General features: G+C 67.7%; 12 protein-coding genes and 1 tRNA gene. 7 read left to right on the top strand and 6 right to left on the bottom strand.

Features of this window, described 5'->3' with window-relative positions:
• Positions 1 to 152: 152 nt before the first annotated feature.
• Entirely contained in the window at positions 153 to 794 is a 642-nt protein-coding gene (gene upp / locus ACK5NO_RS07705) for a uracil phosphoribosyltransferase (RefSeq protein ID WP_416812082.1), read from the bottom strand.
• Between the two features lie 78 nt (positions 795 to 872).
• Here upp and tadA point away from each other — a divergent pair, with 78 nt between their 5' ends.
• From tadA to ACK5NO_RS07680, 5 genes are all read left to right on the top strand, one after another.
• The gene (gene tadA, locus ACK5NO_RS07700) at positions 873 to 1,325 is read left to right on the top strand and encodes a tRNA adenosine(34) deaminase TadA (protein ID WP_416812081.1); all 453 of its coding nucleotides are present in this window, start codon (positions 873 to 875) and stop codon (positions 1,323 to 1,325) included.
• Positions 1,326 to 2,435 carry an FUSC family protein gene (locus ACK5NO_RS07695; RefSeq protein ID WP_416812080.1) on the top strand — a complete coding sequence of 370 codons (1,110 nt, stop codon included), beginning with the start codon at positions 1,326 to 1,328 and terminating at the stop codon, positions 2,433 to 2,435. It abuts the gene before it with no gap.
• A 45-nt stretch (positions 2,436 to 2,480) separates the two neighbouring features.
• Positions 2,481 to 2,571, top strand: a tRNA-Ser gene (locus ACK5NO_RS07690).
• Positions 2,572 to 3,002: 431 nt separating this feature from the next.
• A complete protein-coding gene (locus ACK5NO_RS07685) occupies positions 3,003 to 4,934 on the top strand; it encodes a glycoside hydrolase family 127 protein (RefSeq protein ID WP_416812079.1) in 1,932 nt (643 codons plus the stop codon).
• Between the two features lie 5 nt (positions 4,935 to 4,939).
• The gene (locus ACK5NO_RS07680; protein ID WP_416812078.1) at positions 4,940 to 5,965 is read left to right on the top strand and encodes a LacI family DNA-binding transcriptional regulator; all 1,026 of its coding nucleotides are present in this window, start codon (positions 4,940 to 4,942) and stop codon (positions 5,963 to 5,965) included.
• A gap of 66 nt (positions 5,966 to 6,031) precedes the next feature.
• On the opposite strand, the gene ACK5NO_RS07675 is transcribed toward ACK5NO_RS07680, so the two are convergent.
• The 5 genes from ACK5NO_RS07675 to ACK5NO_RS07655 all read right to left on the bottom strand — a co-directional run bounded on the left by ACK5NO_RS07675 (position 6,032) and on the right by ACK5NO_RS07655 (position 11,517).
• On the bottom strand, positions 6,032 to 6,784 hold the full coding sequence (locus ACK5NO_RS07675) for a YesL family protein (RefSeq protein ID WP_416812077.1): 753 nt from the start codon (positions 6,782 to 6,784) through the stop codon (positions 6,032 to 6,034).
• Positions 6,784 to 8,130 carry an arabinan endo-1,5-alpha-L-arabinosidase gene (locus ACK5NO_RS07670; protein ID WP_416812076.1) on the bottom strand — a complete coding sequence of 449 codons (1,347 nt, stop codon included), beginning with the start codon at positions 8,128 to 8,130 and terminating at the stop codon, positions 6,784 to 6,786. The genes ACK5NO_RS07675 and ACK5NO_RS07670 overlap by 1 nt, the downstream gene beginning before the upstream one ends.
• 1 nt (position 8,131) lies before the next feature.
• Entirely contained in the window at positions 8,132 to 9,076 is a 945-nt protein-coding gene (locus ACK5NO_RS07665) for a carbohydrate ABC transporter permease (protein ID WP_416812075.1), read from the bottom strand.
• Between the two features lie 13 nt (positions 9,077 to 9,089).
• Positions 9,090 to 10,058 (bottom strand): carbohydrate ABC transporter permease, encoded by a 969-nt coding sequence (locus tag ACK5NO_RS07660; RefSeq protein WP_416812074.1) that lies wholly within the window; start codon positions 10,056 to 10,058, stop codon positions 9,090 to 9,092.
• A 64-nt stretch (positions 10,059 to 10,122) separates the two neighbouring features.
• Positions 10,123 to 11,517 carry an ABC transporter substrate-binding protein gene (locus tag ACK5NO_RS07655; RefSeq protein WP_416812073.1) on the bottom strand — a complete coding sequence of 465 codons (1,395 nt, stop codon included), beginning with the start codon at positions 11,515 to 11,517 and terminating at the stop codon, positions 10,123 to 10,125.
• Positions 11,518 to 11,909: 392 nt separating this feature from the next.
• On the opposite strand from ACK5NO_RS07655, the gene ACK5NO_RS07650 reads away from it, so the two are divergent.
• A complete protein-coding gene (locus ACK5NO_RS07650; protein WP_416812072.1) occupies positions 11,910 to 13,220 on the top strand; it encodes an alpha-galactosidase in 1,311 nt (436 codons plus the stop codon).
• Positions 13,221 to 13,246: 26 nt separating this feature from the next.
• Complete coding sequence (locus ACK5NO_RS07645; protein WP_416812071.1) at positions 13,247 to 14,275, top strand: arabinan endo-1,5-alpha-L-arabinosidase; 1,029 nt, start codon at positions 13,247 to 13,249, stop codon at positions 14,273 to 14,275.
• Positions 14,276 to 14,277: the final 2 nt, after the last annotated feature.

Genomic DNA, 14,277 nt, shown 5'->3' with positions numbered 1-14,277 from the left:
GCGCGCCCTCAGAGTGCGTCGGCGGAGCCCGTCAGCGCCGACCAGCCAATGCTATTCCCGACCGCCTGGTAAGTAAAGCCAGGAATGGGAATGATGGAGCGTTTCGACGGCGTGGCGGCTCACAGCCGCCACGCTCCGCCTGACAAGCGGCCCTAGATGTCGACGATCCCGTACAGACGGTCGCCCGCGTCGCCCAGGCCAGGAACGATGTAGCCCATCTCGTTGAGCTTCTCGTCGACCTGCGCCACCACCACCTTGACGTCGGCGCGCTCGCCCACCTGCTCGCGCACGTGCGCGATGCCCTCGGGCGCGGCAAGCAGGCACACGCACGTGACATCGGTGGCGCCGCGCTCAAGGGCGTACTCGATCGCCGCGACGAGCGAGCCGCCCGTGGCGAGCATGGGGTCGATGAGGAACACCTGACGGCCGGTCAGGTCCTCGGGCAGGCGGTTCGCGTAGGTGACGGCTTCGAACGTCTCCTCGTCGCGCTTGAGGCCCAGGAAGCCCACCTCGGCGCTCGGGATCAGGCGCGTCATGCCGTCGAGCATGCCCAGACCTGCGCGCAGAATCGGAACGATGATCGGGGCGGGATCCGCGATCTTGGTGCCCACGGCGGTGGTCAGCGGGGTCTCGACCTCGCAGTCCACCACGCGCACGTCGCGGGTCGCCTCGTAGGCGAGCAGCGTGACGAGCTCGTCCACCAGCAGGCGGAACGTAGGAGACGGGGTGCGCTTGTCCCGCAGGACGGTCACCTTGTGACGAATGAGAGGGTGGTCGGCGACGTGAAGCTGCATGGCTCAACGTTACTCGCCACGACCGCCTGCGTGCCCCGGCAAGAGTCCGGGGTCAGTGTGCGCGGGTAGCCTGGCGACGTGACGAACTGGGATGCGGCGATGGACGAGGCACTGGCCCTCGCCGTGCGCGCATCGGCCGTCCACGACGTGCCCGTGGGAGCCGTCGTCGTGGACACGACCGGCGAGGTGATCGGCCGCGGCTTCAACCAGCGCGAGGCCTCGCACGACCCCACCGCCCACGCCGAGGTGCTCGCCCTACGCGAAGCCGCCGAGCGCATCGGCTCATGGCGCCTGGACGGCTGCACGCTCGTGGTGACACTCGAGCCGTGCCTGATGTGTGCCGGGGCCGCGCTGCAGGCGCGCATTCCGCGCATCGTGCTCGGGGCGTGGGACGCCAAGGCGGGAGCGACCGGAAGTCAGTGGGATGTCGTCAGGGATGCGCGCATCGGCTCGAAAGTGGAGGTCATCGCGGGAGTGAGGGCCGATGCGTGCGCGGCTCTGCTGCGCTCGTTTTTCGAGGCGAGACGCTAGATGAGTCAAGCACCTCGCAAGCGCGATGCACTGAGGGGAGGCATGCGTCGCGCGATTGTCAGCCTGGGCACGGTGCTGCCGCCTGGCCAACCGCGCTGGCCGATCGCGCTGCAAGCAGCGATCGTGCTCGTGGTGCCCGTACTCATCGGCATCAGCGTTGGCCGCATGGACCTGGGCCTCATTGCGGCGACAGGCGCCTTCACGGTGCCGTACTTCGCGGCGCTGCCGCGGCTGGAGCGGCTCAGGCTACGTCCGCTGGCCGGCTTGGGCCTGGTGCTCACGAGCGTCTTCGGTGCGGTGCTTGCGCCCTATCCCATCGCCTCCGCGGTCGGATTGGCGATCGTGGCCGTGGGTATCGGCTACACGGTGCACGGGTACCGGCTCGGGCCGCCGGGGCCGCTGTTCCCCATCCTCGTCTACGGGCTGTCGGGGCACGCCGTGGCCGGCGGAATGTCACCCGTGGTGTTGGTGAGCACCGTGGCGGCGGGATGTACCTGGGCGGTGGTGGCATCGCTCGCGCCGCTGATTCGCCGCGAGCACTGGCAGATCACCCCACGCCCCCTGCGCGTACTGCTCGCGCAACCAGTGTGGGACCGCGGTGCGAAGGAACTGATGGCGCGCACGGCGATTGTCGCCGTCGGCGCGACCGTCATCAGCGTGGCGTTCCTCGATGCCGAGCGCGCCTATTGGGCCGTCGCCGCCGGCGTCGTCGTCGTGGGCGTGGTGCCCGGGCGTGGGCTCGCCGTCACCCGTGGCCTGCATCGCACCGTCGGCACCATCGCAGGCATCGGCGTCTACTACGGGATCGTCAACCTCAGCATGGCGCCGGTGCTGCTGGCCCTGACACTCGGGGTCTTGCAGTTCATCACCGAACTTGCCATCACCAGGCACTACGCGATCGCCGTGACTGCCGTGACCCCCATGGCGCTGGTGATCGTGACGGCCGGATCGGGCACCTTCGGGTCGGCCGCTGTCATGGGTGAGCGGATGCTCGACACAGTCGTAGGCGCGGGACTCGCGGTGGCGACGGCGCTGCTGCACCCGGCCGCGCCCGCCGATCCGACGGGCCGCCACGGCCCCGTTCACCACCTGCCCGGACCCAGCCGCTGAGGCCCGATTAGGTTCGTGGGCCCACGAACCGGTATTGTTCTTCGCGGTGACGTGTCCGAGCGGCCGAAGGTGCAGCACTCGAAATGCTGTGTACGGTAACCCCGTACCGTGGGTTCAAATCCCACCGTCACCGCCATAGAAGCCCCTGCTGAGCAGGGGCTTCTTTTTTGTCGCGGCCAGCGCAGCGAGCCGCCGCCACTCCCGCCCCTCCCCTTCCTGCCACCTTCCCCCCGCCTCCCGCCTCCCCCGGTTCGCGTAGGCGTCGCCCACATGGCGCAGTCGCGTGCGCGCTGCGCGTAGGTCTGGGTCGCCGCGGCGGGCAAGGGACGGCGCGCGTGGCCACGCCCAGCTGGCCACCCCGGGCGGGTGCGACTCCCGGCTGGCCACCCCGCGCTGACCGTGGTCTACGCGCAGCGCGCACGCAAGCGCGGAAAGTGGTCCAGGTCTACGCGAACCCCGGAGGAGGCGGCACCGGCACACGCACCACACCCACTTGGTCCACGCGCCCGCACGCCGTATGATTTACAACGTTAGAAATCACGCCCGAGAGCTCAACGACGAGGACCCATGACACCCGCAGCCAGGACCACCTGCGCCCCCGCCGCACGTACCGCGTCCTCCGCCGATCTCACCCCCCTCGCGCTGACCGCGACCGCCCTGGCCCCCGAGGGCGAACTGGGCGCGTGGCAGGTCCTCAACCGCGAGCGCACCATTCCCCACGTGGTGCAACGGCTCGAGACCAGCGGCGTCATGGACAACCTGCGCCGCCTGACCGGCGAGTCCGATGCGGACTACCGCGGCTTCAACTTTGCCGACTCCGACCTGCACAAGACCCTCGAGGCCATCGCCTGGGAGTCCGCGCGCATGCCAGGTGAACAGCCGTGGGAGGACTTCTCCCAGCAGGCCACCGCGCTGCTCGCCCGCGTGCAGCAGGAAGACGGCTACCTCTACTCCCACGTCCAGGGCCACGCGGACCAGAAGCCGTGGCGCGACATGCGCTGGGGCCACGAGCTGTACGTACTGGGCCACCTGGTGCAGGCGGCCATCGCCCGCGAGCGCGCGACCGGCGCGAATGACCTCATGGCCGTCGCGCGCCGCTTCGCCGACCACGCGGTGCGGGAGTTCGGCCCCGCCGCCACCCGTGCGGACGGCTACTGCGGCCACCCCGAGATCGAGACCGCACTGGTCGAGCTCTACCGTCACACCGGCGAGGTCGCCTACCTCGACACGGTGACGGCGATGGTCGAGCGGCGCGGCACCGGCGCGCTCGGCACCGGACCCTTCGAGTCCGCCTACCACCAGGACCACACCCCGGTCCGTGACGCCCACGAGGCATCCGGCCACGCCGTGCGGCAGCTCTACTTGAACGCCGGCCTTGCCGACCTGGTCGCAGAGACGGCCGATGCGCCCCTGACCGCCGCTCTCGACGCCCAGTGGCGCTCGGCTCACGGCACCAAGGAGTACGTGACCGGCGGCATGGGCTCGCGCCACAAGGACGAGTCCTTTGGCGACTCCTTCGAGCTTCCGCCTGACCGCGCCTACGCAGAAAGCTGCGCCGCCATCGCCAGTTTCCAGTGGAACTGGCGCATGCTGCTCGCCACGGGCAAGGCGCGTCACGCCGACGCGATGGAGCGCGCGCTGTACAACGGCATCGCTTCCTCGACCGGCGTCGATGGGGTGCGCTTCTTCTACTCGAACCCGCTGCAGTTGCGCAGCGGCCACGACGGCTCGAGCGAGTACTCACCCTCCGAGCGTCTGGACTGGTTCGCGTGCGCGTGCTGCCCGCCCAACCTGGCGCGCCTGGTCGCCTCGCTCGGCGCGTACGTCGCCACCGGCACCGAGGCCACCGCACGTCTGCACCTCTATGGCCAGGGCGAGATCCGCATCGGCTCGACGACCCTGACCGTCTCGACCGAGTACCCGTGGGACGGCCGCGTGGAGATCGCCGTCGCAGGGCCGCTCACCGAACTCGCGCTGCGCATTCCCGCCTGGAGCAGGGACGCGTCGCTGACCGTCAGCGGCACAGTGCAGCACCTCGACGTCGATGAGGACGGCTACGCGCGCGTCTCCGTCAAGAACGGCGCCACCGTCGTCCTGGACCTGCCCATGCCCGTGGACGTGCTCGACCCCGATCCGCGGGTCGACGCGGTCCGCGGCTGCGTAGCCCTGCGTCGCGGCCCCGTGGTGCACTGCATCGAGCAGGCCGATCTCCCGGCCGGCGTCACCCTCGAAAGCGTCAGCATCGACCTCACCCACGAGCCTCGCCTGGGGCCCGCGTTCGCGTCGCTCAGGGCGGGCGCGACCGTGCTCGGCGAGGCCGTGGTCCGCCCGGCTGAGGGACTTCCGCTCGGAACCGCCCACGTGCGGTCCTCGCATCGAGGTGAACGATCTGGCATGCTTCCTGGCAGGATCCCCCTGCGCGCGATCCCTTACGCCCGCTGGGCGAACCGCGCGCCGGGCGCCATGAGGGTGTGGATCCCGGTCGCAGAGCAGGAGTGACACGGATGGCGAACGGCGGTACCAAAGCCGCGGTAACGATGCACGACGTGGCCGCCGCAGCAGGCGTGTCCGTCAAGACCGTCTCCAACGTGGTCAACGACTACCCGCACATTCGCCCTGCGACCCGCGAGAAAGTTCAGCGCGCGATCGACGAGCTGGGCTACAAGATGAACCTGTCGGCACGCAATCTGCGGCAGGGGCGCACGGGGATCATCGGCCTGGCGCTGCCCGAATTGTCGCTGCCGTACTTTGCCGAGCTCGCCGACTCGGTGATCCGCGCCGCGGAGGCCCGCGGGCTCGTGGTCCTCATCGAGCAGACCGGCGCCGACCGTCAGCACGAGTTCGACGTGCTGACCTCGGAGCGTCGCCAGCTCACCGATGGCCTGATCTTCTCCCCCCTTGCTCTGGGCCCCGACGACGCGGCGGCACTGGCCGTGAACTATCCGCTCGTGGTGCTCGGCGAGCGCATCTTTGGCGGCGACTGGGACCACGTCACGATGAACAACGTGGACGGCTCGCGCGCGGCGACCCAGCACCTCATCGACAAGGGCAGGCGTCGCATTGCTGTCATTGGCGCGCACGCTGGCGAGACCATGGGTTCGGCGGCTCTGCGCGTCCTCGGCTATCAGACGGCTTTGGCCGCCAATGGCATCCCCTTTGACCCCGAGCTCGTGGTCGAGGGTGGCCTGTGGCACCGCGCCACGGGCGCCGAATGCGTGGCCCACCTGCTGGACTCGGGCATCGAGGTGGACGCGATCTTTGGCCTCAACGACGCCCTGGCGCTGGGCGCCTTGCACGCCCTGCACGCCCGCCGTATCGATGTCCCCGGCCAGATCGCCGTCGTCGGCTTCGACGACATCGAAGACGCGTCCTACTCAGCACCCACGTTGACGTCGATCTCCCCGGGTCGCGAACAGATCGCCGCGACCGCGATCGACGTGTTGATTGACCGCATTGCCGGCAACGCCGAGCCGTACCGCCGCGTGATCGCTGACTTCACGCTCGTCGAGCGCGAGTCGACCCGCTCCTAATCGCCACACCACCCGGCGCCACACGGCCGGGAGGGCCGATGCGCTGGCTGGCTGCCGCTCAGCGCGTCAGTGTGCCTCGGAGGACTCGGGCGGCTCGTCGTCCCCCTCGTCGTTGCGAGAGTCGACCTTGTCGAGGAAACGGTCCACGAGGATTCCGGTGAGGAGCACGGGGACCGACATTCCCGCGAGCAGCAGCACGGGCACAAAGCGCAGCCCGATCACCGTGAACGCTACCGCCGTGACCATGCAGCCCAGGGCCGTGAGAGGTGACACCAGCGGCGCGACCAACAGGAACCGGGCGGTGCGCAGCGGTGGGTCGCCGTACCGGCGCAGCACCGCCGGCGCGTAGGCGAGGTAGGCGGTCGCGTAGAGCCCCACCGCGGCGGTGGTGCCGGTCAGGACGGCGGTGAGCCCGCTGGTGCCGTACGCCTGCAGCACGAGCATCTCGTACCAGGCCAGGCCCACCACGAGCAGCGCGGGGGCGACCACGAGGGCCGCGCGGGGGAGCTGGGCACGGTAGCCCGCCCAGAAGTCGCGCCACAGGTGATCGGTGGGATCCCCGTCCACGACTCGAGCGAGCAGGGCACCCCCGGAGGCGAGCGCCGGCCCCACTCCAGCGACCACGAGACCCAGCACGATGCCAGCGAGCATCAGCAACTGGATACCGACCAGTTGGGTGGCCACCCGTAGCCACACCATGATGCGACCAGACCAGCCGGGAACGTCCTGCGCGTCCGTGGGCGACCCCTCGAGCGGCGACACCTTGCGACGTTTCTGCTCGCGGCGCGCGTCGCGCTCCCGGTTGGCCATGATCGTCATCATCCCACCTTGGTGCCGACCACCACCGAGCCGTGTGGCGCACGGGCGGCGAAGGACAGCGCAGGCACGCCGCGCACGGCGTCCCAGGCGGGGAACACGACCGCGTCGACCGGGGCGTCGCCGTCTCGAGTAAAGCGGCCGTTGCCGTGGGCGACCAGGCCAGCGAGCGCATCGGCCGTCACGGAGAGCAGGCGCGAGCCGACGACCTCCTGGGTGGGCCCTGCATAGTCGACGATCTCCCACTCACCCACGAGCTCATCGACGCCACTGGGCCACGTCGACTCGTCGTCGTTCTCGCGCTCGCCAGCCCAGGGCTGCACCGCGATGAGGGGCCAGCCCTGCGCCGTCCACACCAGACGTCGCACCTGGACCTCGTGCTGGCGGGGCTCGTCGGGCAGGCGGGTGTGGTGGACGAGCAGCTGACGCGTGTCCTCGGTCAGGACCGCGGCGTGTCCGGGGGCAAGCAAGCCAGCGGCGCCCTCGAGGCGGTGGCTTGCGAGCACCGTGAGGCCAATGCGCTCGGGGTCGCCGTCAAGGTCGGTCATCACGTGACCCTCGGGATCCACGTAGGGCCCCTCGACGTTCTCCGAGACCGCGACGCGCACGTGGTACGTGTTGACGAGCGAGTCGTAGGACAGCACGAGCGCCCATCCACCGCCGGGCCGGGGGATCACGTAAGGGCCTTCGAGCGCGGTGTCGACGCTCGTGGGACGGCGAGCGATGAGCGTGCCAAAGGACGATGCGGGCTCACCTGGAGCCGGAGCGTCCAGCGCGAAGCCGCTCACCGGGTCGATGCCCAACACGTGCAGGCCGCCAAAGAACGATCCGTAGACCAGGTGGTGTCTCCCGCCCTCGACGAGCAACTGAGCGTCGATCGCGTTGTGAGCGTCACGGTCGTGTTGGGTCGCGACCACGATGCCCTTGTCCGTCCAGGGTCCGGACGGGTGCGGCGCGGTGGCCAGGCCGATGGCCGACGTTCGCGAGCCAAAACTCGAGGCCGAGTAGTACATGCGCCACTCGACACCGTCAGCGGCCTCGATGCGCACCACGTCGGGAGCCCACAGGCCCTCGGCGCCCGACCACTCGCGCGCCGGCCCGGGAACGCCGTCGAGCGCGCACCCCACGTACTCCCACGTCACCAGGTCAGCGGAACGGCGGATCTGTGCTCCGCTGCCAGGCAGCGGGCCGTCGGCGTTGGCGTCGGTCGAGAACAGCCAGTAGATGCCGTCATCGTCGCGCACCGCTGTGGGGTCGTGAGCGTTGCGCGCACCCCAGGCGGAGGGGTCGAGGGACACGGGGGCCCCGGCCCCGCGCGATGCGCGCGGGGCCTCGTCGAGCTCAGTCATGTCAGACCTTGGATCCTGTCAGCGCCACGGACTCGATGATCTGACGCTGGAAGATGAGGAACACCACCAGGATCGGGATCACGGAGATGACCGATGCGGTCATGATGAGCGGGTAGTCGCGCTGGGTGGCGTACTGCACGTTCATGTTGGCGATGACCACCTGAAGGGTCTGCTTCTCCGGGGAGTTTAGGTAGATGATCGGGCCCAGGTAGTCGTTCCAGACCGCCATGAACCACAGGATGAACTGCGCCGCGATGGCGGGACGGATCAGCGGAACAATGATGGTCCAGAAGATCCTCAGGTACGAGGCGCCGTCGATCTTGGCCGCCTCGACCAGCGAGTCCGGCACGTTGTGCAGGTACTGGCGCAAGAAGAAGATCATGATGACGTTGCCCAGAATGACAGGCACGATCAGCGGCAGCAGCGTGTTGACCCAGCCCAGGTTCGCGAACATTACGAACTGCGGAATCATGATGACGGGGAACGGGACCATCATGCCGCTGAGCAGTGCGAGGAAAATCGCGTTCTTGCCCGGGAGGCGCAGCTTCGCCAAGGCGAACGCCGCGAGGGCCGAGAAGACGGTGCCGACCACGGTGACCGAGACCGCGACAATGAGCGAGTTCTTGATGCCCGACAGCACGTAAGTGTCGTCGAACACGCGCACGTAATTTTCCCACACGAAGGGGTCGGGGATCCACTGCGGCGGCAGCGAGTACACGGCTTCCTTGGTCTTGAGCGACGTGGTCCACATCCACAGCAGCGGGGCTGCCATAAATACGGCGCCGAGCGACAGGACCACGAACAGGACCCAGTTGACGGCCTTGTTCTCCTTGGTTCCCGACTTTGCCTGGAACGGGTTGCGAGAGAGCTTGGGCGCCGACGGCGCCTTCTCGTTGAGGGTTGCCGCGGCGGAGGCCATGCGGACGGTGTTGGCGTTGAGGCTCATGGAAGTGTCTGCCCTACTCGATCGAGAACTCGTTGCGCTTGTTCATGCGGAACTGGATCACCGTGACGATGAGGACCAGGATTCCCAGCACGAGCGCCATCGACGTCGCGTAACCCATCTGAAGGTTCTTGAAGGCCTTGTTCCAGATGTACCAAACGATGGAGGCGGTGCTCCACGAGGGGCCGCCCGTCGGAGTCATGATGTTGATCTCGGTGAAGATCATCGCTCCACCGATGACGTTGGTGACCACGAGGAAGAAGGTCACGGGGCGCACCATGGGCAAGGTGATGGTGCGGAAGCGCTGGAAGCCGTTGGCGCCATCGAGCGCGGCGGCCTCATACAGCGAACGCGGCACGGCCTGAACGGCAGCCAGGTACAGGATGGTCGAGTAGCCCAGGCCCTTCCACACCGCCATGATGATCAGGGCGGGCTTGGCCCAGTTCTTGTCCATGAGCCAGTTGGGGCCGTCAATGCCAAAGAAGCCCAGGAACTGGTTCACGAGTCCAAAGTCACCGTTGTAGGCCCACTGCCACAGGATGGCGATCGCGGCCAGGGATGAGATGACGGGGATGTAGTACACCGTGCGGAAGAACGTGCGACCGGGCACCTTGCGCGCGAGCGCGAGCGCCAGCAGCAGCGACAGGACCAGGCCAATGGGGATACCGATCATGTAGAAGACCGTGTTGCCCATGGCCTTCCAGAAGTACTGGTCCTGGAACAGGTTGATGTAGTTGTCGAACCCGATGAACACCATGTTCCCCAGGCCGTTCCAGTTGGTCAGCGACGCGTAAATCGAGAAGGTCATCGGTGCCAGCAGGAACACCACCCAACCGATCACGGGAGGGGCCAGGAAGATTCCGGCCCAGATGTACTCCTTGCGGTGGAGCTTGCGGTTGGCCTTGGCGGAGGCCTTGCGACGCGCCTTAGTCCACTCGGTGCCGCCCTCAGAGGGGGCCTGCACTTCCTGCGCTGTTGTTGACATCATCGTCCTCTCAGAGGCGGTGGGGGGCCGGCGCGTGCGCGCCGGCCCCCGTCCGGTCCTTCTATCAGCCTGCGGCCTTGGCCTGCTCGGCCGAGACCCACGACTGGTCGAGCAGCGCCTGCATCTCGGGCTGCTTGGCGGCGAGGAAGTCCGCTGCCGTCTGCGAGCCGTTGTCCACAACGTTCTCGATGCCGATCCAGAAGTTCTCGTACCACTCCGGGGTGTAGGTCCACGTACCGGGCAGCGGGCGGCCGTACTCGTCCGCGATCTGGAGGAACTCCTCGACGTTGGCGGGCCAGCCAGCGGCGGCCGCATCGGTCTCGAGCCACTCGCCGTAGGCGTAGTCCTTCAGGTTCGGGATCTGAACCTTGTTCTCCGCGAGGATCTTCTGCGCGTCGAGGTCGGTCGACAGGTAGGTCGCGAGCTGAGCCGCGAGCTCCTTGTTCTTGGAGTTCTCGGACACGGCGATGCCGAGCGAGCCCAGCCAGGTGGCGGTCTCGTCACCCTCGTTGGCCACGGGGTAAGGGATCACGTCGTAGCCGAACACGTCGGGGTTGTCGGTAGCAACCTGGGTGTAGGTGCCGATGTCCCACGGAGCAACGGGGAAGAAGCCGATCTCGCCGGCCATCCAGCGCTGGTAGGTGTCGAGCGTCTGCGCCTGCTCGGCGGACGGGGTGACACCCTCGACGAGGTTGAGGTCAGCGAACCACTGCAGCGCCTCGGCGAAGGCCGGGTCGTCCACGGTGACGGTCTTCTGGTCCTCGGAGACCCAGTCGGCGCCGGCGCCCCAGATGAAGGCCTGCGAGTTCCAGGTCACGTTGAGGCCGGTGCCCCACTGGTCAAGTTCGCCGTCGCCGTCGAGGTCGACGGTCAGCTGCTTGCAGATCGCGAGGAACTCGTCGAAGGTCAGGGGCTCGTCCGTGTCGGGGAACTCGATGCCCATGTTCTCGAACATCACGGTGTTGTAGCCAAAGCCGAACGGGCCGACGTCCTTGGGCAGGCCGTACAGCGCGCCCTCGCCCATGACACCGGTCTCCTTGTCGAAGCGGTAGGCCTCGGTGCCGAAGTCCCAGATGTTGTCGATGGTGGCCTGGTCGACGTACTCGGTGAGGTCCGCGAGCACGTTCGCGTAGACGTAGCCCTGCATGCGGCCGGACTCGATGTAGAACACGTCGGGGACCTGGTTGCCGGCGATGGCCGCCTGCAGCTTGGTCGCGTACTGGTCGGCGTCGGTGACGATCATGGTCACGTCCGCGCCGGTGTCGGCCTCAAACTTCTCGATCGCGGCCTCGTAGGCGATCTTGTCGTATTCGCCACCGCGGAACATGAAGGTGAGCTCGTTGGGAGCGTCACCGCCCGAGGTGTCGACCTCGTCTTCACCCGCGTTGGAACTACACGCGGAGAGCAACAGTGCTCCCGCCAGAGTCGCGGTGATAGCCGCGAGACCCTTCTTACGCATTTGCTTGCCTCTCTGATCATCGTTGATGAGTGAGGTCCATCCCTGACAACAGTCTGCCAAGCCTTGCGACTCAGCATCCGGGTGTCCAGTCACCGTTGACCCCTGGCTCGTGAGTCGGGCACTGCGCCCGCCTCTTTACAACGATGAAAGAGTGACACGGAGCGGCGACGACGGTCAAGCCGGGCCAGGTAACGATTTGGACAAGAGCACCTAGATAGCGCTTTTACCAGGGCATATGGACGATGTGACCGGTCCCAGTCTACCGCATGGGTGCGGCCGATGCGCAGGCGCCCCTACGGCAGCGTGTACCGCTCGAGCGGGGTACGGTTGACTTAGATGGGGCCCGAAAGGCACCATTTTGCTTACATCGATGTAGAAGGAGACGCCCGACGATGCGCGCGATCACCCCGCCCATGGGCTGGAACAGCTGGGACAGTTACGGCACCACCATCACCGAGGACGAGGTGCTCGCCAACGCGCGCTTCCTGTCCGAGCATCTGCTGCCCCACGGGTGGGACACCGTCGTGGTCGACATCGCGTGGTACGACCCCACGGCGAAGTCCCACGGGTACAACGAGGGCGCACCGCTCGAGCTCGACGAGTACGGTCGCCAACTGCCCGCGCCCCACCGCTTCCCGTCCGCAGCTGGCGGCGCGGGCTTTGGTCCTCTGGCTGCGCAGGTGCACGCTCTGGGCCTCAAGTTCGGCCTGCACATCATGCGCGGCATCCCACGCCGGGCCGTCGATCTTGACCTGCCCATCTTTGGCACCGACTTCACGGCCACGCAGGTGGCCGACCTCGAGCACGTGTGCGCCTGGAACCCCGACAACTACGGGCTCAACCACGATCACCCCGGCGCGCAGGCCTACTACGACGCACAGGTCGCCCAGTTCGCCGCCTGGGGGATCGACTTCATCAAGGCCGACGACATGCAGGCGCCGTATTACGACCGCGAGATCGCGGCTTACGCCCTCGCCATCGAACGCTCCGGCCGTGACATCTCGCTCTCACTGTCCCCGGGCACCCACCTGTCCACCGAGCACGCCGAGCACCTGCGCGAACACGCACAAATGTGGCGCATCTCGGATGACCTGTGGGACCGGTGGGAAGACGTGCACGCCCAGTTCGCGCGCCTGGCACGCTGGGCACCCTTCCAGCGCGCCGGCGGATGGGCCGACGCGGACATGCTGCCGCTCGGTCGCATCGGCATTCGCGCCGAGCGGGGCGAGCCTCGGGACTGCCGGCTCACCTGGGACGAGCAGCGCACGCTGCTGTCGCTGTGGACCATGGCACGCTCGCCCCTGATGATGGGTGGCGACCTGCCTATGTCGACTCCTCAGACCATCGCACTGCTCGCGAACCCCGCGATCACCGAGGTACTGCAGGGCTCGATCGACGGCCGCGAGATCCTGCGCGAACCCCTCGACGGCGGCGAACTCATCGCTTGGTCCGCACGCGCGCAAGAGGGCGAACGCGCCTACGCCGCCCTGTTCTGGACGGGCGAAGGAGAGCACCTCGCCCAGGTGCCAATGGCAAGCCTGCTGGGCCACTGCATCGGCCCTGTGTCAGCCACCGAACTGTGGGGCGGCGCCACCGACGCACGCGTCGAGGGCGGGCACCTGGTCGCGACCGTGCCCGCGCACGGCGTGGCCTGGGTCGCGCTCGACCCCGCCACCGACCCCGCTACGGACGGCGACTCCTGATGGCCCGGCCATCGAAGTCCACCGTCGTGACGGCCACAGTCGTGGCTCTCGGGGTAGCAATCGCGGGAACAACGATTGCCTTGTGGGCGCCGTGGGACTCCACCGACGCCGCGACGCGACTCGAGATCTCAGGTGACATCGCCACGCACGACCCCGCGCTCGTCGTGGGCGAGGAGGGTGAGGACTGGTACGTGTACTCGACCGGCGACGTGCGCGTGGGCCTTGGTGCGCCGCAGATTCGCCGCTCCACTGACGAGGGCGCGACCTGGGAAATGGTCGGGACCGCGTGGGACGCGCAGACCCGCCCCGAGTGGGTCTACGAGGAGGTCACGGGCGTCGAGAACTTCTGGGCACCGGAACTGTATGAGCACGATGGCACCTGGTATTTGTACTACTCGGCGTCGACCTTTGGCTCCAACAAGTCCGTCATTGGGCTGATGACCTCCCCCACCCTCGACATCGATGACCCCGACTACGGCTGGACCGACCAGGGCCGCGTGTGGGGATCCGATCCGAGCGAGACCAACTACAACGCAATCGATCCCGGAATCGTCGAGGACGAGAACGGCACGCCGTGGATGGCGTTCGGCTCGTTCTGGGGCGGCATCCAGATGATCGAACTCGAGTGGCCCTCTGGACTGGCCGCCGACGGCGCCGAGCCGGTCACGATCGCGACCCGCAACAACGCGACCAACGCGATCGAGGCTCCCTACGTGGTGGCGCGAGACGGGTACTACTACCTGTTCGTCTCACGCGACAAGTGTTGCTCCGGCCTCGATTCCACCTACTCGGTGGCCGTGGGCCGTGCCGAAAACGTCACGGGCCCCTATCTCGACAGCTGGGGAAACAACATGATGTACAACGGTGGAGACGAGATCCTCAGCACCCGTGGAGACATGGTGGGCCCCGGGGGTCAGTCCTACTCGAACGGCTACCTCGCCACCCACTTTTACGACGGCACCAACGGCGGTGCCCACCGCCTCGACATCCGCGAACTCGCGTGGACCGAGGACGGTTGGCCCATCGCTTGGACGGAAGCAGAACTGACCCACTAACC

Source organism: Demequina sp. (genome assembly GCF_047975725.1).
GTDB lineage: Bacteria > Actinomycetota > Actinomycetes > Actinomycetales > Demequinaceae > Demequina.
The sequence above is the reverse complement of the archived record's forward strand: the minus strand, read 5'-3'. Positions and strand labels throughout refer to the sequence as shown.